The organism is Bacillus haikouensis (assembly GCF_013179555.1).
Classification (GTDB): Bacteria; Bacillota; Bacilli; order Bacillales; family Bacillaceae_B; genus Rossellomorea; species Rossellomorea haikouensis_A.
Window position 1 is genome coordinate 1 of the sequence record NZ_JABMCR010000049.1, and the last position, 20,293, is coordinate 20,293.

At 44.6% G+C, this 20,293-nt stretch carries 26 protein-coding genes; 17 read left to right on the forward strand and 9 right to left on the reverse strand.

The window, feature by feature from the left end:
* The 7 genes from HP456_RS06890 to HP456_RS06920 all read left to right on the forward strand — a co-directional run.
* Nucleotides 1–1,370: M3 family oligoendopeptidase (locus HP456_RS06890; protein WP_172249416.1), on the forward strand; the 1,370-nt coding region annotated here is incomplete at its 5' end.
* 554 nt (nt 1,371–1,924) lie between these two features.
* A complete protein-coding gene (locus tag HP456_RS06895) occupies nt 1,925–2,269 on the forward strand; it encodes a lmo0954 family membrane protein (protein WP_172249418.1) in 345 nt (114 codons plus the stop codon).
* Between the two features lie 25 nt (nt 2,270–2,294).
* Nucleotides 2,295–2,948, forward strand: a complete 654-nt coding sequence (locus tag HP456_RS06900; RefSeq protein WP_172249419.1) for a PspA/IM30 family protein — start codon at nt 2,295–2,297, stop codon at nt 2,946–2,948.
* Between the two features lie 112 nt (nt 2,949–3,060).
* Entirely contained in the window at nt 3,061–3,792 is a 732-nt protein-coding gene (gene liaF / locus HP456_RS06905; RefSeq protein ID WP_172249420.1) for a cell wall-active antibiotics response protein LiaF, read from the forward strand.
* Nucleotides 3,789–4,838, forward strand: coding sequence for a sensor histidine kinase (locus tag HP456_RS06910; protein ID WP_172249421.1), 1,050 nt, complete (start codon nt 3,789–3,791; stop codon nt 4,836–4,838). Before liaF ends, HP456_RS06910 begins: the two co-directional genes overlap by 4 nt.
* Nucleotides 4,831–5,463 carry a response regulator gene (locus HP456_RS06915; protein ID WP_172249422.1) on the forward strand — a complete coding sequence of 211 codons (633 nt, stop codon included), beginning with the start codon at nt 4,831–4,833 and terminating at the stop codon, nt 5,461–5,463. The genes HP456_RS06910 and HP456_RS06915 overlap by 8 nt, the downstream gene beginning before the upstream one ends.
* A 256-nt stretch (nt 5,464–5,719) precedes the next feature.
* Nucleotides 5,720–5,947, forward strand: coding sequence for a hypothetical protein (locus HP456_RS06920; RefSeq protein WP_172249423.1), 228 nt, complete (start codon nt 5,720–5,722; stop codon nt 5,945–5,947).
* A 119-nt stretch (nt 5,948–6,066) separates the two neighbouring features.
* Here HP456_RS06920 and HP456_RS06925 read toward each other — a convergent pair whose 3' ends face one another.
* On the reverse strand, nt 6,067–6,354 hold the full coding sequence (locus HP456_RS06925; protein WP_172249424.1) for a hypothetical protein: 288 nt from the start codon (nt 6,352–6,354) through the stop codon (nt 6,067–6,069).
* A 115-nt stretch (nt 6,355–6,469) separates the two neighbouring features.
* Entirely contained in the window at nt 6,470–7,270 is an 801-nt protein-coding gene (locus tag HP456_RS06930) for a VLRF1 family aeRF1-type release factor (protein WP_172249425.1), read from the reverse strand.
* 124 nt (nt 7,271–7,394) lie between these two features.
* On the opposite strand from HP456_RS06930, the gene HP456_RS06935 reads away from it, so the two are divergent.
* Nucleotides 7,395–7,811 (forward strand): GNAT family N-acetyltransferase, encoded by a 417-nt coding sequence (locus tag HP456_RS06935; RefSeq protein ID WP_172249426.1) that lies wholly within the window; start codon nt 7,395–7,397, stop codon nt 7,809–7,811.
* A 65-nt stretch (nt 7,812–7,876) separates the two neighbouring features.
* On the opposite strand, the gene HP456_RS06940 is transcribed toward HP456_RS06935, so the two are convergent.
* Nucleotides 7,877–8,284 (reverse strand): RDD family protein, encoded by a 408-nt coding sequence (locus HP456_RS06940; protein ID WP_172249427.1) that lies wholly within the window; start codon nt 8,282–8,284, stop codon nt 7,877–7,879.
* Nucleotides 8,285–8,711: 427 nt separating this feature from the next.
* On the opposite strand from HP456_RS06940, the gene HP456_RS25310 reads away from it, so the two are divergent.
* Nucleotides 8,712–8,834, forward strand: coding sequence for a hypothetical protein (locus tag HP456_RS25310; RefSeq protein WP_281357976.1), 123 nt, complete (start codon nt 8,712–8,714; stop codon nt 8,832–8,834).
* A 134-nt stretch (nt 8,835–8,968) separates the two neighbouring features.
* Here the strand turns inward: HP456_RS25310 and aldA are convergent, their stop codons facing one another.
* The 3 genes from aldA to HP456_RS06955 all read right to left on the reverse strand — a co-directional run bounded on the left by aldA (nt 8,969) and on the right by HP456_RS06955 (nt 12,196).
* Nucleotides 8,969–10,423 (reverse strand): aldehyde dehydrogenase, encoded by a 1,455-nt coding sequence (aldA, locus tag HP456_RS06945; protein WP_216663196.1) that lies wholly within the window; start codon nt 10,421–10,423, stop codon nt 8,969–8,971.
* Nucleotides 10,424–10,540: 117 nt separating this feature from the next.
* Nucleotides 10,541–11,563, reverse strand: coding sequence for an NADP-dependent oxidoreductase (locus HP456_RS06950; protein ID WP_172249429.1), 1,023 nt, complete (start codon nt 11,561–11,563; stop codon nt 10,541–10,543).
* Between the two features lie 129 nt (nt 11,564–11,692).
* Nucleotides 11,693–12,196 (reverse strand): peroxiredoxin family protein, encoded by a 504-nt coding sequence (locus HP456_RS06955; RefSeq protein WP_172249430.1) that lies wholly within the window; start codon nt 12,194–12,196, stop codon nt 11,693–11,695.
* Between the two features lie 170 nt (nt 12,197–12,366).
* Here HP456_RS06955 and HP456_RS06960 point away from each other — a divergent pair, with 170 nt between their 5' ends.
* The 4 genes from HP456_RS06960 to HP456_RS06975 all read left to right on the forward strand — a co-directional run bounded on the left by HP456_RS06960 (nt 12,367) and on the right by HP456_RS06975 (nt 14,267).
* The gene (locus HP456_RS06960) at nt 12,367–12,672 is read left to right on the forward strand and encodes a phospholipase (RefSeq protein ID WP_172249431.1); all 306 of its coding nucleotides are present in this window, start codon (nt 12,367–12,369) and stop codon (nt 12,670–12,672) included.
* Nucleotides 12,673–12,850: 178 nt separating this feature from the next.
* Complete coding sequence (locus tag HP456_RS06965; protein ID WP_172249432.1) at nt 12,851–13,150, forward strand: DUF3817 domain-containing protein; 300 nt, start codon at nt 12,851–12,853, stop codon at nt 13,148–13,150.
* Between the two features lie 27 nt (nt 13,151–13,177).
* The gene (locus tag HP456_RS06970; protein ID WP_172249433.1) at nt 13,178–13,450 is read left to right on the forward strand and encodes a DUF1450 domain-containing protein; all 273 of its coding nucleotides are present in this window, start codon (nt 13,178–13,180) and stop codon (nt 13,448–13,450) included.
* Between the two features lie 91 nt (nt 13,451–13,541).
* Nucleotides 13,542–14,267 carry a 5-formyltetrahydrofolate cyclo-ligase gene (locus HP456_RS06975; protein WP_172249434.1) on the forward strand — a complete coding sequence of 242 codons (726 nt, stop codon included), beginning with the start codon at nt 13,542–13,544 and terminating at the stop codon, nt 14,265–14,267.
* A gap of 31 nt (nt 14,268–14,298) precedes the next feature.
* Here HP456_RS06975 and HP456_RS06980 read toward each other — a convergent pair whose 3' ends face one another.
* The 3 genes from HP456_RS06980 to HP456_RS06990 all read right to left on the reverse strand — a co-directional run bounded on the left by HP456_RS06980 (nt 14,299) and on the right by HP456_RS06990 (nt 16,129).
* The gene (locus tag HP456_RS06980) at nt 14,299–14,859 is read right to left on the reverse strand and encodes a beta-class carbonic anhydrase (protein ID WP_172249435.1); all 561 of its coding nucleotides are present in this window, start codon (nt 14,857–14,859) and stop codon (nt 14,299–14,301) included.
* A gap of 35 nt (nt 14,860–14,894) precedes the next feature.
* Complete coding sequence (locus HP456_RS06985) at nt 14,895–15,392, reverse strand: hypothetical protein (protein ID WP_172249436.1); 498 nt, start codon at nt 15,390–15,392, stop codon at nt 14,895–14,897.
* A 71-nt stretch (nt 15,393–15,463) separates the two neighbouring features.
* Complete coding sequence (locus HP456_RS06990; RefSeq protein ID WP_172249437.1) at nt 15,464–16,129, reverse strand: cobalamin B12-binding domain-containing protein; 666 nt, start codon at nt 16,127–16,129, stop codon at nt 15,464–15,466.
* Between the two features lie 363 nt (nt 16,130–16,492).
* Between HP456_RS06990 and queF the strand changes: the two genes are divergently transcribed.
* From queF to HP456_RS07010, 4 genes are all read left to right on the forward strand, one after another.
* Nucleotides 16,493–16,990, forward strand: coding sequence for a preQ(1) synthase (queF, locus tag HP456_RS06995; RefSeq protein ID WP_172249438.1), 498 nt, complete (start codon nt 16,493–16,495; stop codon nt 16,988–16,990).
* Between the two features lie 138 nt (nt 16,991–17,128).
* A complete protein-coding gene (locus HP456_RS07000; protein ID WP_172249439.1) occupies nt 17,129–18,025 on the forward strand; it encodes an EamA family transporter in 897 nt (298 codons plus the stop codon).
* Between the two features lie 284 nt (nt 18,026–18,309).
* Nucleotides 18,310–19,158 carry a YitT family protein gene (locus HP456_RS07005; RefSeq protein ID WP_172249440.1) on the forward strand — a complete coding sequence of 283 codons (849 nt, stop codon included), beginning with the start codon at nt 18,310–18,312 and terminating at the stop codon, nt 19,156–19,158.
* A gap of 369 nt (nt 19,159–19,527) precedes the next feature.
* A partial coding sequence (locus tag HP456_RS07010) for a DUF2339 domain-containing protein (RefSeq protein WP_172249441.1) occupies nt 19,528–20,293 on the forward strand: 766 nt, incomplete at its 3' end.

The following is a 20,293-nucleotide window of genomic DNA, read 5'->3' on the forward strand; positions in this document are numbered from 1 at the left end:
CGTTTGTGTTGGATGAATGGAGAAAAAAGGCGAAAGACAAACTATCAAGCACGGAAGAATCGATGATCGGTGCACTCGCAGTGGACGGCTATCATGGCTGGGGGCAGATGTATGACACAATCGTAGGCTCCATGGAGATTTCCCATGATGGCAGGAAACTTTCAGTAGGACAGGCGAACAATCTGCTATCGAGCCCTGATAAGAATATACGCAAAGAAGTTTTCGAGCAATTAGAAAACGCCTGGAAACAAAATGAAGAGTTATTTGCCAAAACCCTCAATCATTTGGGCGGCTTCCGATTGGCAGTTTATAAAAAACGCGGCTGGGAAGACATCATGAAAGAGCCCCTGGAATACAACCGCATGAAGCAGGAAACACTCGATGCGATGTGGGGGGCCATTTCGAAAAATAAAGCACCATTTGTGAACTATCTTAAACGGAAAGCAAAATTATTAGGAAAAGACAAGCTTGATTGGTACGACCAGGATGCACCTGTTGCCGAGTCGACAAGCACCATGTCTTACGACGAGGGAGCCCGCTTCATTTTAAAACAATTCTCCCGTTTTGGGGATGAAATGGCAGGGTTTGCACGGCTTGCTTTCGAAGGCAGATGGATCGAGGCAGAAGATCGTGCCGGCAAACGTCCGGGAGGATTCTGCACATCATTTCCGATGAGTGACGAGTCGCGAATTTTCATGACGTATTCAGGCAGCATGTCCAATGTATCGACACTAGCTCACGAATTAGGTCATGCGTTCCACTCATTCGCACTCCGTCCAGTGCACACACTCAATCGCAATTACGCCATGAACGTGGCGGAAACGGCATCCACCTTCGCAGAAATGATTGTTGCGGATGCAGCGGTGAAAGAAGCGAAGACGAAGGAAGAAAAAATCGCTCTGGTAGAAGATAAATTGCAGCGCAGTGTGGCATTCTTCATGAACATCCATGCGCGCTTCCTGTTCGAAACCCGTTTCTATGAAGAACGCAGCAAAGGAATCGTATCAGCCGATAAGCTGAATGACCTGATGGTGGAAGCACAGAAAGAAGCATTTGCAGATTCGATTGGGGAAGTCCATCCCCGTTTCTGGGCATCCAAGCTTCACTTTTACATCACGGGGGTGCCTTTCTATAACTTCCCGTACACCTTTGGCTACTTGTTCTCCTTAAGTATTTATGCGAAGGCACTTGAGTCCGGTGAGAACTATGAAGAAAAATACATGGCCCTTCTTCGCGACACAGCCATCATGAACGTCGAAGACCTTGCCCTGAAACACCTCGGTGAAGACATCACCAAGGAAGCCTTCTGGGAAAAAGGCATCAAGCTCTGTATAGCAGACGCAGACGAATTCCTGGAACTGACAAATTAAATCGAAGGCCCGTCCAGCAGTGCTTTAAGCATTGAGGGACGGGCTTTTTTTAAACCTCGAGAATTGTCCAGCTCCGGGGCTTAGAGCCCCATGTCATAAGTCAAACCGACCAAGAAGGCAAAGAACGCCTTCGTGGCCGATTCGCCTTATACCACCCGTCTCTATTCAAAGCCCCTCCGCTTTTCTACTTGTCCAGCTCCAGCGCCTAGCCCCTCGAGACGTTTCGGTCCGACAGGTGAAGTCAAAGAGCGACTTCACCGGCCGGCCCTCCAACGCTTGTCGGGGCTGATCGAGGCGCCTGCGCTTTTCTACTTGTCCAGCTCCGGGGCATAGAGCCCCATGTCATAAGTCAAACCGACCAAGAAGGCAAAGAACGCCTTCGTGGCCGTTTCGCCTTATGCCACCCGGCTCTATTCAAAGCCCCTGCGCTTTTCTTGTTCAGTCCTATCCTTTGTAAGCCTCAGGTCTTAGTTGAAAATAAAGCGGGGGTTCGTTATGGAAAAACAGGAAAATAGGTAGGATAGAGACATGAAGAAGAAAGGAGGCAACAACAAATGAAAAAATTCGGATTGCTTTTAGCGGGAGGGATCGCGGCAATCGTGCTGATTGCCAATTTAGGTCCGATTGTAGGGCTTGCGTTATCGGTATTGATCATGTACTACAGTTTCAAACAGTTCATCAGAACGGATTCCACGTTTAAAAAGATCATCTGGGCTTTGATCGGTCTGGCGGCGTTCAGTGCCACCATCTCCAACTTCCCGGCGATCATCGGCTTAGTGGCACTTTACATTATTTACGTCATCTATAAGAACTGGAAGAAAGACGAAATCATCGTCGAAGAAAAATCCAATGACCCATTCACCAATTTTGAAAAAGAATGGTCTCAATTGAAAAACTAAAAGAAAATAGAAGGAGAGAAATGAAATGGCAAACTTATTGCAAAGAATCAAAGATACAGTCATGTCCGACCTGCACGAAGCATTAGATAAGAAAGAGAAGAAAAATCCGATCGCCGTACTGAACCACTATTTAAGACAGTGTGAACAGGAAGTGGAAAAAGTAAGGAAGCTAGTGGAAAGACAATATCTATTGAAAGAAGAATTCACGAAAGAATACCAACAGGCAGCAAAACTTGCTGAAAAGAGACAATACCAGGCGGAAGTGGCGTCGAAGGCTAACGAAGCAGAACTGTATGAATTCGCCGTTCAGGAACAAAAATACTATGAAGAGCGTGCAGAACGTATTGCTGACCTGAAGGTAAGAGCATCGAAAGAACTTTCCGACTTGGAAAGAAAGTACGAAGAAATGAAGCATAAACTGAAAGATATGTATATCAAGCGAATGGAATTGATGGGAAGAGAAAACATCGCACGCGCGCATAACAAAATGAACAGCGTCCTAGAATCTTCATCAGGTTACAACAATGCTTCTTTCTCTAAATTTGACGAAATTGAAACGTACTTAGATCAACTTGAGCACGGCGTCAATTCTTCTTACTACCGCAACACAATCGACGCAAAAATTGCGAAATTAGAAAAAGAAACGAAAAAAGAGGAAACAGAAGCCATAACTTCCTGAAACATGGTATTCTAATAACAGTAAAAAGGTGAGCCCGGAGGCCAGGGTTCACCCTCTTTCGTACTGTCAGGGGAATACGGATGATACATAACACATGAAAGGAGGAACCCCCTTGTTTAATCGACTGCGCTCAGACGGAATCAGCTGGATCATCTTGATCGGAACATTACTTATCCTATTGGAAGTCTCTTTCTATGACGGGGGGGTTCTATTCTTTCTTTCAATTGCGGCATTCGCCATTTATTTCGGGCGAAAGAATATCCATAAGAAATCGGGTAAGATTCTGTTATGGTTCGGACTGATCAGTCTGGGGATCAATATATTCAATACAGTGGCCTTCAAATTTTTGTTGTTTGCCATCTTAATTTTTATAATCGTTCGCTTTGCCGATTCGAAAAAACATCCTAAGTATATAGCGCCTTCCATCAAGGAAACGTTCACTCAATCAGAGGAACCGCTGATCATGAAAAAGTCAGCCCTTCAAAATGAATGGTTCGGGACAAAGCGGACACCGGAAGACGTATTCGAATGGGATGATATAAACATACAGGGAATCATCGGTGATTCGGTCATTGATATCGGCAACACGGTCCTTCCTAAAGGGACGTCCGTTGTATCAATCAGGAATATTCTTGGTAATGTCGAGATCCTCGTCCCGTACGATATGGAAGTGAGTGTCCATCATTCTGTGCTTGCCGGTTCCATCGAGATTTTTGAAAGTGTGGAGCCAAAAGCGATCAACCAATCCCTCTATTATCAAACACCAGGCTACGAGTCAGCCGTCCAGCGGGTGAAAATCGTTACATCCCTCTGGATTGGGGATTTAGAGGTGAAGAGAATATGAGTACAGTCGGGAAGCAGATTGCAGCCGGTTTACTCTTTTCACTAAGTATTTTAATTGCGGCAGCCCTGTCATTCTTCTATCTCTATCCTCTCGAAGACTGGTCATTGTTATGGGAAGTTGAAGTAATGGATATACCTGGAATCGGATTCATTCTTCTCGTCAGTATGCTTATTGGACTTGTCTTCGGTCTGCGGTCCGGGTGGGTCCATAAAAAGCAGCTCCGTGAAATTGAAGATGCCCTCCTGCATGTGGAACAGGGCAGGACGTTCATACCTTCAGAAACATCGATTACAGAGCTTCAGCACATTTGGAAAAAGGTTGACGCATTAGGGAAACATCTGGCAGATCAGGCAAGGTATTCACAAAAGCTCGCAAATGAAAAAGCGGAAGAAATGGAAAAGCGGATACAGGAAATCGTTTCCGAGGAGCGCAACCGTCTAGCCAGGGAGCTTCACGATTCTGTCAGCCAGCAGCTGTTCGCCGCGTCCATGCTCATGTCAGCCATCGCCGAGACCCCATCATCGTCAAGGACACCGCAGGAAGAGAAACAACTCAAGATGGTAGAGCAGATGATCCACCAGTCACAACTTGAAATGAGGGCACTTCTTCTCCATCTGCGTCCGGTTGCGCTAAAAGGGAAGAATCTTCAGGAAGGGATGAAGGAGCTTCTGGTCGAATTATCACAAAAGGTTCCACTTGAAATTCAATGGAAAATTGAAGACATGGAGCTCGATAAAGGGATTGAAGACCATCTGTTCAGAATTCTTCAGGAATCTGTTTCGAACACACTGAGACATGCCAAAGCTTCCTCACTTGAAGTGCTGCTGATCAAAAGGGAATCCATCATTATTTTGCGTGTAGTGGACGATGGTCAGGGATTCGATGTCAACGAATCGAAGGCGACGAGTTCATACGGACTCCAGAATATGAGGGAAAGAGCCATCGAAATCGGCGGCACTTGCAAGATTATCAGTATCCCCAATAAAGGCACCCGCCTTGAGGTGAAGGTGCCGGTTGTAGAGAATGAAGGTGAAGAAAATGATTAAAGTCGTATTTGTAGATGATCACGAAATGGTCCGGATCGGTGTCTCCTCATACTTGTCAGCACAATCCGATATCGAAGTGGTCGGTGAGGCGTCAGACGGAAAAGAAGGTGCGAAGCTTGCACTTGAGCTGCGTCCGGATATCATTCTGATGGACCTTGTGATGAAAGAAATGGACGGTATCCAGGCGACGAAGGCGATCATCGAAGAGTGGCCGGAAGCGAAAATCATCATCGTCACAAGCTTTCTGGATGACGACAAGGTATACCCGGCACTCGAAGCGGGGGCTGTCAGCTACATGCTGAAAACCTCAAAGGCGAGCGAGATCGCTGATGCCGTTCGCAAAACATACCACGGCCAATCAATCCTGGAACCTGAAGTCACAGGCAAAATGATGACACGCATGAGGCAGCGTACCGTTACCGAGCCGCATGAAGAACTGACCAACCGTGAACTCGAAATCCTCCTCCTCATGACTCAGGGGAAGACCAATCAGGAAATCGCTGATGAACTGTTCATCGCCCTGAAGACGGTGAAGACCCATGTAAGTAACATTCTTTCCAAGCTTGGCGTACAGGACCGGACGCAGGCTGTAATCTACGCATTTAAACATCATTTGGTGAAATGATGACCCGGGAGCTGATGCTTTTGGGTTTTTTTGTTGGTTAACACGAAACTCCTGTATATCTAATCCGTTCACTTCCCGATCATTAGCGAAATTTCCTTAAAAATATAATTTTAGCTGGCTATGAAACAAATACGATCTCAATGAACGAAACGCGCGTGATGCGAATTACTTGATCATACGTACATCCCGATTAAAGGGAAAGTTCTAAAAATGTTGAACAATATGTATAGAGCGGATTTCAGAAGGGATTGTGAGTATGGGAAACATCGATAAAAGAAATCGATTGGATGCGGCTCCTTTTAGGTATCGAGTTACGAAAACGAATACGGTATTTATTGATTATGAAAGCAAGCAGGTAAAGATCCTGAAAGGAAAGGAAGCCGATATCTTTTTGAAGAGAGTGAATGCTGCAGAAAATGAAAAGGAATTGCAATTGGTCATGGCGAAGATTACGGGGAATTTTAAACGAGGTAATGAACGCTGAAAAATGGTCACGGTAAGCATGGTACTTTTGAAATACAAGGGATGTAATAAGAAGGATGCTTCAGGGGGACGAAGCATCCTTTTCCCGGTTGTCGTCGGTTTAAAGGCCGAAACAGGTCTCTATTCCATCCCGGGAGCCTTCTGGATTTCAAAGATGAGTACAATTGCAGTAATCGCATGAGCAATCAACCGGATCACAGGGAAGAAGTTCAGGAAGGAAGCAATGATTCCGAGGACACTTCCGAGAATCGGCTGGTCTTCTGACCGTGAAACAATCAATACGCCGGCATGCCAGACCGCCACTAAACAAAGGAGAAACGGAATTGCGTCACCAGCAATATTTCCAAACACCGGGACCGCGAGAAATAATTCAATTGAAAAGGACAACCATTTTATACGTGAAAGCACGGCACACACCTCCTGCTTATAGAGTATGCAGGGGTGGGCAGGTGGTGCTTGTAAGAATCATGAAGGGCGGTACATAAAGATCCCCCGGGCTTATAAGTGCGCCGGGGGGTCTTGATTATGCAAGCAGCTTCTCGATCACCTTATGCTCATTTTCATTTAAAAGATTCTTCTGAATCGTATCGTGAATGTCTTTATTCATATTTTCAGAGAGTACCGCCGCTTCTTCTTTGTCGCCGACGAGAATGATTTTTTCCCAATTTTCATCGGCCGCTTTTTTATCAAGAATACTTCCAAGGCTCTTCCACCAGCGCTGCTGGTTGGCTTTGAGCCGTTCGTCATACTCATCCTGCTGGCTGGCTTTACCTCCTCCGCTGCCCATGCTGACATCAGCATGATGCGGCCCTTCGTTTCGGCGCCAGTCTTCCGTGTCCAGATCAAATACCATGGACTCACTCGTTTGAAGGTCTCCGAAAGCAGTGGTGAGAATCTTGATCTGGTTCTGCTGCAGGAGGACGAGTCCAGTGTAGGGGTATTGGTCATGCAGTGATTTCAACTGATCGAGATTTGGTCTCTCTTCCCAATAGAAGTTCGTTTCCACAGGAATTTGTACCTCGAATGTCTCCCAGATGCCGCTGTCGGCTGAAGCGAATATGATGAAGCTGCGCGGCAGCTCTCTTTCCTGACTCAAGATATAGTCTTCCACTTTTGGGCGAATCGCCAGTAGTCTCTCGCGTTCTTCAGGAGCACTTTCTAAATACTCCTCCAAGCGGTTGAACCCATTCTTAAGCGCGATTTTCCATTCTCCGCCCTGCTGATCAGGATCACTGCGGTCGGTGTTCAAATAGATTGTCAATAGTTTATCGGGTTTCTGTAAAAATACGTTTTCAAGCTTATCTATCGTTTTTTGAAAAGACATGGTACTCCTCCTTTAGTAATGCAATTTTTCCTATATTATTCTATAAACGTGTTTCACCTCCATTAAACGTAATTTTGTTTTATTTTTGGTAAACTGGGATAATACGGGGAGGAGGAAAAGGGTTATGAAAATCACGCAGCAATGGGTCCAGGCAGACAGTGACTACATAAGAAAAAAATTGATCGAGCACAATATGAAATCCATTGAAGAAGATGTGAAGACTCCATTGGAGAAGGTCAGCTTTGTGGTCAGGGATGAGAAGGATGAGATTGTCGGAGGCATTGTCGGCGAGACATTCTGGCATCATCTTCATGTAGATTATCTCTGGGTTCATGAGAGATATCGAAAAGAAGGATATGGTGTCCAGTTGATTGAAAGGATGGAAGACTACGCCAAGGGAAAAGGCTGTTATCTGGTAGTCCTTGATACTTTCAGCTTCCAGGCGCCGGATTTTTACAAGAAGCTGGGCTATCGTGAGTTTGGGGTACTTGAGAACTTCCCTAAGGGGGAACGACAGCACTATATGGAAAAGAGATTATGATATAAAAACGACCAGCCATGAAGTTTGGCTGGTCGTTATTATAAAATCAGCGGACAGTCTCCAGCTCAATCGGGTTTTGAATGGGTCACATACGTTCCCGCGATAAAATCATGAATCGCCCGTTTGTCCTCGCGTAGACCGACCATGAATGCGCTGACGATGAGACCGGTTCCCAATGTGAGAGCATAGAAGATTCCAGCTGCGATATTTCTCATCAGCATATTCCCGATATGAACATTGCTGCCGTCCTTTTTTACAATCCTGATCCCGGCAAGCCGTTTACCTACTACATACCCTTTCCAAAGAACTGGAGTGATCAGTACGTAAAGAAAGGTGATTAATGAAACAAAGTAATTTTCATCGGAAAATTCACCTGTTATCAGCCCGGCAATGATGATCAATGGAAGATTGATGATTAGCCAATCCATTATATTCGCTCCAACCCTTATCCAAAATCCTGCTGGAAGGCTCATGAAATTCCCCCTTATCTGTATACTTTAAAAATTGTAACATAATGACTACTATTATATGAAAAAGTTTCCGTTTATAAGACAAACTCCCTGTGAAATGTGCTTAAAGACTGATTATTTATAGAAAAAAAGATTAAAAGTGTTTTACAGACAGCTCGCCGGGTATATAAGTACTAAATCAAACTTGACGGGAGAGAGATAAATTGAGCTACATTAATCGAGGCAGAGAACGCATTCAATTTGATCGCAAAGGGAATGACAGGGATTTACATATATTGGAATGCGGTCACTGTGAAACTAAGTTTCGAACTCAGATGAATGTAAAAATGATAACATGTTCCCATTGCTCAGCAACAACCAATACTAAATTTGATCGATCAGAGTTTAAAGTTATTGGATTCATAGAGAATCATAAAGGGAGTGAGCTTGCATGTTAAAAAATGAAAAAGTAACAGAAATGAAAATGGACTTTAGTGATATCCTGTGGATGAGCTCCGGTATCGTCGTTATCCTTCTCCTGATTGCCATGGCAAATTTCTTTATCGTATCCTAACTAAATCGAACGGTTTAAAAAGTTCTGTCTGATGATGGGGCTTTTTTATATGGAGGAAATTGAACATATAGAGGCCCGTCTCCTGCCGCGATTAAGCAATGAAAAACGGGCCCCTTTCGAATGGATAAGGCGGGTTATCCGCTATAATCCTCCTTATACTCGAGGTACACAACGTGTGTTTCCAAATATTCATTGAGACCGTGCTTGCCGTCTGCCCCGCCGATGCCCGATTGGGCTCGACCAGCGTGGAAGCCGTTGATGGCTTCGAAGTTTTCCCGGTTGACGAAGGTTTCACCATAGTGCAGTTCATTGGCAGCACGCATGATTTCGTTCAGGTTTTCACTGAAGATGGAAGAGGAGAGGCCATACTCCGTATCGTTGGCAAGCTCAATCACTTCATCAAAGTGTTTATACGTCATGATCGGGAGGACAGGTCCGAAGATCTCTTCCTGAACGATTTCCATGTTCTGCTTGACGTTCACGAGGATGGTGGGCTCGTAGTAAAATCCTTGTTCAGCGTCGAGCGGTTTTCCACCTGTGAGAATTTCGGCCCCGTTCCGAACGGCATTATTGACCATGTCAGTGACGGTATCCAGGCGGTCTTTATTCACAAGCGGACCTAATTCATTGTCGCGGTCAGTGGGATCTCCCACCCTCGTATTCTTGAATGCTTCCGTGATCTTACTAATGAATTCTTCTGCCACGCTTTCATGGACGTACACTCTTTCCGCATTCGTACAAGCCTGTCCTGAATTTGTGATTCTCGAGGTTTTGATTTTTTCGATGGCAAGCTCAATGTCCGCATGCTTTGTCACAATGGCAGGCGCTTTGCCGCCGAGCTCTAAGTTTACTTTGGTGATGGATTTTGAAGCGGCTTCCATCACCTTTGAACCGGCCGGGTAGCTGCCCGTCATGGAGACCATGCGTACTTTTGGATGGCCGGATAAAGGATCCCCGATTTCAGAGCCTTTCCCCGTCACAAGATTAAAGACCCCTTTTGGGAGTTCCACTTCGTCTATGATTTTTGCAAACTCGCACGCTGTATTCGGGGTATGCTGGCTGGGCTTCAACACGATCGTGCAGCCTGTTACGATGGCGGGCGCAAGCTTTCTGGCCATGATGAACATAGGGAAGTTCCATGGAACGATTCCTCCCACGACACCGATAGGTTTTTTGTACAAGAGGATGTTCTCATTTGAGCGTTCGCTTTCAAGGATCTCTCCCTCATATCTGAGCGCCCAGCCTGCCATGTAGCGGAAGTACTCAATGGCAAGATCGATTTCTCCCTCTGATGCTTCAATGGTCTTCCCGTTTTCCTCTGTCAGCATCCGGACAAAACGATCTCTATTTACTTCCAGTTTATCCGCAATTTTATATAAATAAGAGGCTCTTTCTTTAGAAGGGACCTTTTCCCAAGTAAGAAAAGCCTGGTGGGCTGCATCTACAGCTGTCTTCACATCCTCTTCCACAGCTTTCCGGATGGTGGAAATGATTTCTTCCGTAGCCGGGTTGATGACGTCGATGGTACCTTCGGATGAACCATCTGTAAATTCACCATTGATATATAACTGATAGTTCCTCACGTTCATTCCTCCTTGATGGATTGCTTATCCTTTCATTTCCCTTCGAGAGACATGAGAAAACATAGAATGTGCCGTAAAAAAAGATGGACCAATAGCAAACTATTGGTCCATCTTACTTTCGATTTATGTGGACGGCTCTGCCACTTTGACAAGCTGTTTACCGAGGTTCTGCCCTTTGAACAGTCCCAGGAAAGCGTCTGTCACATTGTCGAAGCCTTCAGTGATGGTTTCTTCATATTGCAGTTTTCCTTCCGCAAGCCACTGACCAAGCTGGGTCGCTCCCTCTTTGAAGCGGTCGCTGTAGTCGTTGACAACAAAGCCTTTCATGAGTGCGCTCGATTTGATCAGGTTTGTTTGGACACGGGGTCCCAGGTCCCTGTCTGTTTTATTGTAGGAGGAAATCGCACCGCAAACTGGAACCCGTCCATGTTTGTTCAGCAGACTGATGGCAGCATCGCCGATTTCACCCCCGACGTTTTCGAAATAGACATCAATTCCGTCTGGACATGCTTCCTTTAAGGATGCATACAGATTGTCGGTTGTTTTATAGTTGATGGCTTCATCAAATTTCAGGGTGTCTTTCAGATATTGGACTTTTTGATCGGAACCTGCAATCCCGATGACACGTGCTCCTTTGATTTTGGCGATCTGGCCGACGACCGAACCAACCGCTCCGGCAGCTCCCGATACTACAACGGTTTCTCCGTCTTTCGGCTGGCCGATATCGAGAAGACCGAAGTATGCTGTCAGCCCCGTTAATCCAAGGACACTTAGATGAGTGGAGAGTGGTGCAGCGTCAGGGTTGATGATACGGACTTCTTTCTCATTCGCAAGCGAGTATTCCTGCCATGGAAGCATACCCACAATGAAGTCGCCTTTCGTGAAATGTTCAGATTTTGATTCCACAACTTCCCCTACCACACCTCCGGATAAGGCTTCGTTTAAAGTGAAAGGCTCTACATAGGATTTGGCATCTGTCATTCTTCCACGCATGTACGGATCGACGGAAAGGAATAATGTTTTGATGAGAACCTCGCCTCCTGCAGGCTGTGGAACGTTGATTTCTTTATAAAGGAAATCATTATCAGTTGGCATTCCCTCGGGTCGTGAAATCAGTTGAATTTGTTTCTGTGTTTGTGGGAGCATGATGGTTCCTCCTTTTGAATAGCTGGTATTAATAGAAATTTATCACAAAGATGCAAGTGGCGGCAAAGGATTCGCATCCATGTGAATAAGCCGGTTTGAATCTTATCAAACCGGCTTTTGGTAAGAAATTTATTTTATGTTTTTCTTAATATATTTTACGAGTCTGAGCAGTTCCTCCGGGTGCGGGCGTCCGAATGGACCTGTCTGCTGCTGCTGATACATCAATTCGCCTTTTTCATTCACGAGGAAGTAGGCAGGCTCGCTGTGCTTTCCGTGGTCTTCATACGGGGCATCCTCCCCGTGATAATAGACATCAAAGTCTTTTATGGCTTTCAGCTCTTTGTCTGCCATGATCGGGAATGTGATGTTTTCTTGATTTGCGTATTCCTGCAAATCTTCGAGTTCATCATTCGCAATGGCCAGTAAATGGACATCCTGCTCTTCGAATTTCTCTTTGTTGGCTTGAAATTCGCGTAGTTCTTCCTGGCATACCGGACACCAGGCTCCCCTGAAGAAAACGATGAGATGCCAGCTCTTATGTTTTTCCTGGTGCTCTTTGAATGAAAATTTCTCCCCGGCGACTGTCGGGAGTGTGAAATCAGGTATAGTATCTTTCAGTTGAAATGTTGCCATAATTCATTCCTCCTTATGTGCAGTCTTGTTGGCAGGGCGACTGGATAACCTTACCGGGTAGACATGCATACAATATAGTCATCAATTCTGTTTCATACACTGAATGTATTTCCCTTTATGTAAGAAATAAAACGTAATGGGTGTGTTCAAAGAAAGGAAGGAGGGAGAATATGAGAAAGAGATCCAGACCCGGGTTTTGCATTTTTCCTGAATACAAATGGTGCGGTCCCGGATGCAGCGGACCGGGTGAGCCAATAAACGAAGTGGACGCGGCATGCATGGAGCACGATCTGTGCTATAAAAGATACGGTCCCGACTGTCAATGTGACCGGGAATTCCTTTCTCAGCTGAAGCCGTATGTGGACTTCAACACAAGAGAGGGGAGAGATGCAATGATATTCTATCACTATATGAAACTGCAGACCCGTTTTAAATGTGGTAAAGAAAAATGTGCATCGAGAATGAAGTGGATATGAACTCTGTCCAGTAATGGTCTTTCCTGTAAGACTTTTATACATTGAAGGAAATGCCATTGAATGTGCAGCGGCGGAACACGCAGAATTGATTTTATTTGATGCTTACTGATATATGTCTCGTCCTTTCAATGGTATAATGGACGTATTCAAACAGATTGGAAGAGAGAGGTATTCATTTATGCTTAAAACAGCTATTGGGCGTTTCCGGTTGAGCGGATTTATAGAAGGGGCATCTTTATTGGTCCTGTTATTCATTGCCATGCCGCTTAAGTATATGGCTGGGTTCGCTGAAGCCGTTACGGTTGTCGGCTCACTGCACGGTTTCTTTTTCGTTGTCTATGTACTGGTTATCGGTTATACGACATTTAAAATCAGGTGGTCCTTCGTATGGGTGATCAGTGCCCTCGCGGTAGCGTTCATTCCTTTTGGCAACCTGATCCTTGACCGGTACATCCAGCGGTCTTTTCCGACGCAATAGGAGAATGATAAGTAGGGTGACTGACCAATGAAATTTATCAATCAGCTTTTCTCGAAACGAAAGAATGTCACAATCGAATTTTGCGAAAAGAACCTTGACCGCTTTTTAACAGAAGAGAATATGGCCGGCTATGATCAATTTTTGCGTAAGAAGAACATCACATATAAGGAATATGAATGCCAGAGCAGATGCAAGGAATGCAAGCTGTCTCCTTATGCACTGGTGGACGGTGAATTTATTGCCGCGGACGATTCACAGGTTTTATTGAAAAAAATGAAAAAGCATGCAGACGACAAATGAAACCGCACAGATATTGTGCGGTTTTACTTTTCCATTAAAAGGGTAAGAATGATAGCGGAATTTTGTATAATGAGTCATGAGGAGGATACCAATGAAAACAAAGGATGAAATCAGGCATAAAGTATGGAATGCCCTGACAGAAAAGAAACTGGGACGTTTTCCATTTCCGCTGATCAACAGGATTCCGAATGTCAAAGGAGCGGAAGCGGCAGCAAAACATGTGCAGGAAATGGATTTTTATAAAGAAGCGAAAGTCATCAAAGTAAATCCGGACGCACCGCAGCTGCCTCTCAGAACGGCTGTACTGAAGGATAAGAAGATCCTCCTCATTCCGACCCCGCGGTTGAAGGATGGGTTTGTAATGATTAAACCTGAGTGGGTTCCTGGAGGGGAAGAACGAAAAGCAGCGAGCATCAAGCACATGAACTCATACGGAAAAGTGGTGCCCCTTACAGAAATTCCTCCAATCGATCTGATTGTCGTGGGATCGGTAGCGATTCACAGTGATGGAAGAAGACTTGGAAAGGGAGAGGGTTATGCCGACAGGGAATATGCGATCCTTCGTGAAATAGGCAACCCACCCGTTCCCGTCATCACGACAATCAACAGTGAACAGCTCGTGGAAGACGATATTCCCAGGAATTCCTATGACCTGGCGGTTGACTGGATCTTCACAGAAAAAGGCGGAGTGAAGACACATACACCGTACGATAAGCCTGAAGGAATCGAGTGGGCCCACGTCAGCGAGGACGAAATGGAGAAGATGCCGATCTTGAGGGAGTTGCATGGATTTTCCAACCGGCAAAAAAAGACGTGACCTTCGGTTACTAAAGGTCACGTCTTTTTATTCATTCATACCCGTCGACAACCAGGTCAAGTTTTCCTGTTTCAGGCGAAATGACTAAACCGTGTACAGGGATGTTCTGATCCATGAGCGGATGATGTTTGATCATTTCCACACTGTGGGCAACGCTTTCCTGTACGGAACTAAAGCCTTTCAGCCATTCGTGAAGATCAATTCCCGAATAATTCAGGGTATTGAAGGTATCTTCGTCAATGCCGCGGTCTTTCATTTTCCCGATGATCTGCTCGCTGTTGATTGCGCTCATGCCGCAATCATGGTGGCCGATCACCAATACTTCATCCGCTTGAAGCTCATATACTGCCACCAAGAGGCTGCGCATGATGCTTCCATATGGATGGGCGACTACAGCTCCTGCATTTTTGACGATTTTAACGTCACCGTTTCTCATATTCATCGATTTAGGAAGAAGCTCGACCAAACGGGTATCCATACACGTCAAGATGACGATGCGCTTATCCGGGAACTTCGTCGTTCTATACTCTTCATAAGATTTTTCTTCTACAAATTTCTGATTGTACTCAAGTAAATTTCCAAGTAAAGTCATATTCGATTCTCCCCACTCTTATAGGATGTACTATTCTATTGTACATTCTTCATCAGGAGAATTTCAATTTCTTTCACCTTATCCATGACTTCTTCCCTATTCCACTCACTTGTATTGGAGAGTTTCATATAGAGGGAAGAGACACTGGCCAATACTTCTCTGTGATTGGTGTCTTTTCTTATGATATTTGATTCCCCCAGGCGGTTGAACAGACCGTTCATCTGCCGGGAAACTTTCAGGTACTCGTTGTCTTTTGAAATGACGGCCATATGAAACCGCTGCTGAATGTCTGAGAATTGATAGAATAAATCAACAAGTTCAAAGGAAGACCCTTTCTTCAGGTTCACTTCCATCTTGCCGGATAACTCTTTGTTGATGACGCGTGCGAACTTCGGAGAACTTTCTTCTTCAAGAATCGAAAAGAAACTCTCTCCCCGCTGCACAATTGAATATCCTGATTCAGATGCATCCAGGACATTCAGGTTCCTATCTAATACAAGATAGGGGATCGGGCAGTAATCCAGGTTTTCCACAGTATCCCTCCTTGTTGAAGGTTAACGGACACCATTGCCTTGTAACAGCTGGAAAATGGTGGCAGAACACGTTAGTTTGATATTTTTTCCTCGATAAGAGCAAGGAATTGTGACGCATTTTCTTCTAGATAATCGTGTAACTCTTTTAAATCATGAAATGTTGTGATCGACTCCCTATTCAAGAAGTCCAGGTTGTATTGGGATATTAATCTGCCGCCAACCATGATCCTGATTCCGGGATGCACTTCTTCCATTTGATTCAGACATTCCTTAAGCTGGGACATACCAGTCGTCATCCCGATCGAAATCGCAACGACCTGCGGCTTCCAAGCTCTGACGAATGTCACTGCATCCTTTACAGGAACATTTGCTCCAAGGTACCGGGTATTCCAACGTTGTTCTTTAAAAATCTCGTTCGCAAGTTCCAGTCCCAAACTGTGCTGTTCACCTTCGATGCAGAACAAAAGTCCTTTCGGATGGCGTTCAGACACTTCGTACGGCGTATACACACGGGCAAGTAAATATTTAAGGGTCGCAGTTGCCAAATGCTCATCTGCCACCGTGATTTGATTTTTTTCCCAAAGATCACCAATACGGTACATCGAGGGTTTAACAACCGATTCATAAAAAGTAAGCGAATCCGCTTCATACTGAATCGACGATGTATAAAGTTCCGTTACAGAGTGCACGTCACCCTTCAATATAGCCTTGGTAAAATCGGGGACAAGCTGTTTCATTAAAAAACCCCCTATAAAAAATAAGGAAAGGCAGCTATGTAATAGTTTCCACATATAAAGTGAATAACCTTCAAGGAACGGCTCCCGATTGAATGTTGACTTTCTCTTCATTCTTATTTATGATAACGACTGTACTATCATCTGACGCTCACATTTATTAAGAGAGGTTCATAGCATTAACCCTCTATAAAAAAACTATGTTCCTCTATGAAAGGGATGGCTGGACAAATCTCTTAAACCATCATCCATTAAGCGTAACAGTCGATGACAGTAATTGCAAAATTACTGATTGTTTCCGTATATCATAGGCTAATGCTATGTCCTCCTTTGATTTCTGGGTACTAGTAAAGGGAGGATTTTTATATGTCAGGAAGAAAAGATGAAGAATTAACAGATATTACCTTGCTGGGAAATCAAGGAACAAACTACTTGTTCGAATATGCACCGGAGATTCTTGAAGCCTTCGATAACAAGCATCCGAACCGCGATTACTTCGTAAAGTTCAACTGCCCTGAGTTTACCAGCCTTTGCCCCAAAACGGGACAGCCGGATTTCGCTGCCATTTATATCAGCTACGTCCCCGATCAAAAAATGGTCGAAAGTAAATCATTGAAGCTGTATCTGTTCAGTTTCCGTAACCATGGTGATTTCCATGAGGATTGCATGAATATAATCATGAATGATCTGATTGAGCTGATGGATCCCCGCTACATTGAAGTATGGGGCAAATTCACTCCGCGCGGCGGAATCTCCATTGACCCATATTGCAATTACGGGAAGCCAGGTACGAAATACGAAACGATGGCAGACCATCGTTTGATGAATCATGATTTGTATCCGGAGAAAATTGATAATCGATAAAAAGGAAGAATGCCTTTCCACACTGCTTTAAAGCAGTACAGGAAGGGCATTCTTTTTCCTGGGTCAATATTTCTATTGCCGAAATAATCTCTGCGGTATTATACTTGCTTGAGACATAGAAGAAAAGGAGGGAGCGGGATGAAACCGATTAACGCATCATTATGTGTACTTACAGGTGCAAGCAGCTATGGCATCCATGCTTCCATGGTGAAGCTTGGTTTTGCGGAAGGTTATACAGTCACGGAGGTAACCGGCATTCAGTATTTGTTCGGTCTGCTGATGCTTCTGGCGGCTTTTCTTTTTACAAAAAAAGTGAAGGTGTCGCTGATGCAGGTGTTCTCTCTGCTTGGAATCGGGCTATTGCTGGCCATGACGGGGGTCTTTTATGGTATGAGCTTGAGCATGGTACCAGCGACGATTGCCGTAGTCATGCTGTTTCAATTTACATGGATCGGGCTTTTAATTGAAGCCATCTACTTGAAGAAATGGCCATCCAACAAAAAACTTGTATCAGTTGTGTTCCTTTGGATGGGGACGCTGCTTGCCGGGGGAGTGGTTTCAGCTGGCAGTTTCAGCTGGTTTGAGAATATCGCCGGGATCCTGTATGGATTAGCTGCAGCTTTCACATTTGCCCTCTTTCTATTCCTGAGCGGAAAAGTAGCAAGAGAAGTACCGACTATCCAAAAGAGTCTGCTGATCACGGCTGGGGGATTATTGGTTGTGTTTTTGGCGTTTCAGCCTTCTTTTATAAGAGAGCCTGGGAGGTTGATTGAGATGGGTGAATTCGGATTGGTGGTGGCAATCGTTGGAACGATCTTTCCGGTCGTATTTCTGGCGATCGGTTCGCCTCATCTTGATTCGAGCATCACGACAATTCTCGGTGCTGCAGAATTGCCTGCAGCCATTGTGTCGGCGATGATGATTCTGCACGAGCATGTTACTGCTGTGCAGATGGCGGGGATGATCCTCATTCTAATCGGGATCGCCATTCCGCAGATGCATGTCAAAAAGCATGTATATCAAAACACCATATAGATTGAAAAATGGGCTCTCTTCTTGGGAAGAGGGTCTTTTTTCGGTTATTTTTAATAATGCTGTTATGAGAAGCCGAGCGTCCAGTGTGGAATGGAACCCATGTATGAAATAAAAGCTGCACCCTATAGGGAAAGCATATGCAAACCTTTGCAATTGTCACAATTATTAAACCTTATTTTTTTGTCCGTATTCCCTTTACAAAGGGTGTTCGTGGGCTTTATAATCCCGTTGTTCCATTATTTACGGAAAACCAATATATTTTAAAAATAAAGGAGGTTGCGGTGATGCGACAAAGAATATTTTCCTTCTTAATGATGAATCTGGGTGCATTCCTTGTTTCAGTCAATGTGCACTTTTTCTTATCGCCTAATAAGTTAGCGACAGGGGGAGTCAGTGGATTGTCGATTATCATGAACGACTTGTTTCCGGGATTGTCACTCGGGCTGTTCATGATAATCATTAATATCCTGTTGTTTATTGTCGGCGTTATTTTTCTTGGATTCAATTTCGGCGCAAAAACAATCTATGCAAGCTTTGCACTATCATTCTATGTATGGCTCCTGGAAATTGTAGCGCCGATGAGTCAGCCGCTAAGTGACGACATTCTGATTCAGCTGATCATTGGTCAATGTATCGCCGCAACCGGCATGGCAATCGTGTTCCATCAGCAGGCATCAACAGGCGGAACTGATATCCTTGCATTGATTTTTAATAAATTTTTCAATATAGAAGTTGGCAGGGGAGTCTTGCTGGCCGATCTGTCCATTGCACTATCATCTGCCATTCTGTTTGGCCCTCAGGTTGGTATGTACGCGTTTTTCGGTGTTATTTTGAATGGGCTCGTAATCGACTATACCCTGCAGCAATTCAATTCAAACAAGGAAATCGTGATTATCAGCAAATACAGCGATGAAATCAAATCGTTCATCGTTCACGAACTTGGTAAAGGTGCAACGATTCACACTGCAAAAGGGGCCTTCACTTCTGATGAGAAAGAAGTGATCACGACGATTCTCGGCCGTAAAGATTTTTCTAAATTGAGAGGATTCATCACGCAAATTGATAACCGTGCGTTTATCACGGTTCACACGATGAATGAAATATTAGGACAGAATTTTAAGCGGTTGGCTTAATGTCAAAGAGCTGCTTGCTGATTAAAATGTACCCTGTAGAGTAGACAATAGTCTGCCTGCAGGGTACATTTTTGTATGTATGATAAGATGCTATTCTTGTCAGGGGCTGTTATAATGCCGAATTTTGTCGTGTGTTCGGCAGCTCGCCTCTATATCCTGGATCTCGTCCATTAATTCGCGGCCCATAAAATACTCCAAACACCCACGCTGGTATAATTCGCAATCACGCTTTTTAATTTCCTGTGTGTTCAAAATCAACCAAAGCCGATCTAAAAACGATCACCCATAAAAACAAACTCGAAAAATATCTGAAAAAGAAAGGAAAATAATCAAGTGGTACTGTATAAATAACAGTAAGGAGGTGGGAATATGGAAAGGGAAGAGTTTGAAAGGCTGGAAAAGCGCATCGATTCACTGGAAAGAGAATTGAATTCCGTGAAAATCCAGCTAATGAAGGCAAAGCACGCATCGAATGATGTGCCCCCGGACGTTCATCAAGAAAAGCCGCAAGCCAAGAAGCCGCAGGTCGTTTCACAGACAGAACAACCGACGGATCAATCGGTTGAACAAATACCAAAAGAAGCCTTTGATTTCTCTGTGGAGCGCTGGCTGCCGAAAGTGTTCCTGTTTGTGCTGCTGATCGGGAGTGTATGGGGGTTCATGGCTGCATCGCAAAACGGGTGGCTGGCGCCGGGATTCAGGGTATTGACCGGGGCAGTCGTCAGTATCCTGATGTTCTTTCTCGGCGAAAGATACATCAAAGATCAGCGGAAGCTTGGCATCACCCTGTTATCGGGCAGTATTGTCCTGGCTATCATTACCCTTTTCTCTGCCAATATTTTGTACGGTTTCATCCCAGGTATCGTAACGAACTTATTGTTATTGGCAATCATTTCAACAGGACTGTGGGTTTCGCATAGACATGGCTCTCAGCTCATTCTATGTTTAATCGGGGTCGGTGCGTATTTATTCCCATTCATCTTTGCCGGCGATGCAAGAAATGAATGGATATTTTACGGATATGAGTTATTGATGTTCTTTGTGCTGGTCACGTTCAGTACCTGGAAGAGATACCGTATCGCCTGGAATATTCACTATTACCTGCTTTACTTCACACTGTTTTTCTTTGCGGTAT

Excerpts from the sequence above, each read along its gene's own strand:
- HP456_RS06950 (WP_172249429.1), bottom strand. The coding sequence starts at position 11,563 with ATGCTCCCACAAACACAGAAACAAATTCAACTGATTTCACGACCCGAG.
- HP456_RS06990 (WP_172249437.1), bottom strand. The coding sequence starts at position 16,129 with ATGAAACAGCTTGTCCCCGATTTTACCAAGGCTATATTGAAGGGTGAC.
- aldA (WP_216663196.1), bottom strand. The coding sequence starts at position 10,423 with ATGAACGTGAGGAACTATCAGTTATATATCAATGGTGAATTTACAGAT.
- HP456_RS06955 (WP_172249430.1), bottom strand. The coding sequence starts at position 12,196 with ATGGCAACATTTCAACTGAAAGATACTATACCTGATTTCACACTCCCG.
- HP456_RS06915 (WP_172249422.1), top strand. The coding sequence starts at position 4,831 with ATGATTAAAGTCGTATTTGTAGATGATCACGAAATGGTCCGGATCGGT.
- HP456_RS06980 (WP_172249435.1), bottom strand. The coding sequence starts at position 14,859 with ATGACTTTACTTGGAAATTTACTTGAGTACAATCAGAAATTTGTAGAA.
- HP456_RS06960 (WP_172249431.1), top strand. The coding sequence starts at position 12,367 with ATGAGAAAGAGATCCAGACCCGGGTTTTGCATTTTTCCTGAATACAAA.
- HP456_RS06935 (WP_172249426.1), top strand. The coding sequence starts at position 7,395 with ATGAAAATCACGCAGCAATGGGTCCAGGCAGACAGTGACTACATAAGA.
- HP456_RS06940 (WP_172249427.1), bottom strand. The coding sequence starts at position 8,284 with ATGAGCCTTCCAGCAGGATTTTGGATAAGGGTTGGAGCGAATATAATG.
- HP456_RS07005 (WP_172249440.1), top strand. The coding sequence starts at position 18,310 with ATGCGACAAAGAATATTTTCCTTCTTAATGATGAATCTGGGTGCATTC.
- queF (WP_172249438.1), top strand. The coding sequence starts at position 16,493 with ATGTCAGGAAGAAAAGATGAAGAATTAACAGATATTACCTTGCTGGGA.
- HP456_RS06970 (WP_172249433.1), top strand. The coding sequence starts at position 13,178 with ATGAAATTTATCAATCAGCTTTTCTCGAAACGAAAGAATGTCACAATC.
- HP456_RS06920 (WP_172249423.1), top strand. The coding sequence starts at position 5,720 with ATGGGAAACATCGATAAAAGAAATCGATTGGATGCGGCTCCTTTTAGG.
- HP456_RS06930 (WP_172249425.1), bottom strand. The coding sequence starts at position 7,270 with ATGTCTTTTCAAAAAACGATAGATAAGCTTGAAAACGTATTTTTACAG.
- HP456_RS06975 (WP_172249434.1), top strand. The coding sequence starts at position 13,542 with ATGAAAACAAAGGATGAAATCAGGCATAAAGTATGGAATGCCCTGACA.
- HP456_RS06965 (WP_172249432.1), top strand. The coding sequence starts at position 12,851 with ATGCTTAAAACAGCTATTGGGCGTTTCCGGTTGAGCGGATTTATAGAA.
- HP456_RS25310 (WP_281357976.1), top strand. The coding sequence starts at position 8,712 with ATGTTAAAAAATGAAAAAGTAACAGAAATGAAAATGGACTTTAGTGAT.
- HP456_RS06910 (WP_172249421.1), top strand. The coding sequence starts at position 3,789 with ATGAGTACAGTCGGGAAGCAGATTGCAGCCGGTTTACTCTTTTCACTA.
- HP456_RS07000 (WP_172249439.1), top strand. The coding sequence starts at position 17,129 with ATGAAACCGATTAACGCATCATTATGTGTACTTACAGGTGCAAGCAGC.
- HP456_RS06895 (WP_172249418.1), top strand. The coding sequence starts at position 1,925 with ATGAAAAAATTCGGATTGCTTTTAGCGGGAGGGATCGCGGCAATCGTG.
- HP456_RS06900 (WP_172249419.1), top strand. The coding sequence starts at position 2,295 with ATGGCAAACTTATTGCAAAGAATCAAAGATACAGTCATGTCCGACCTG.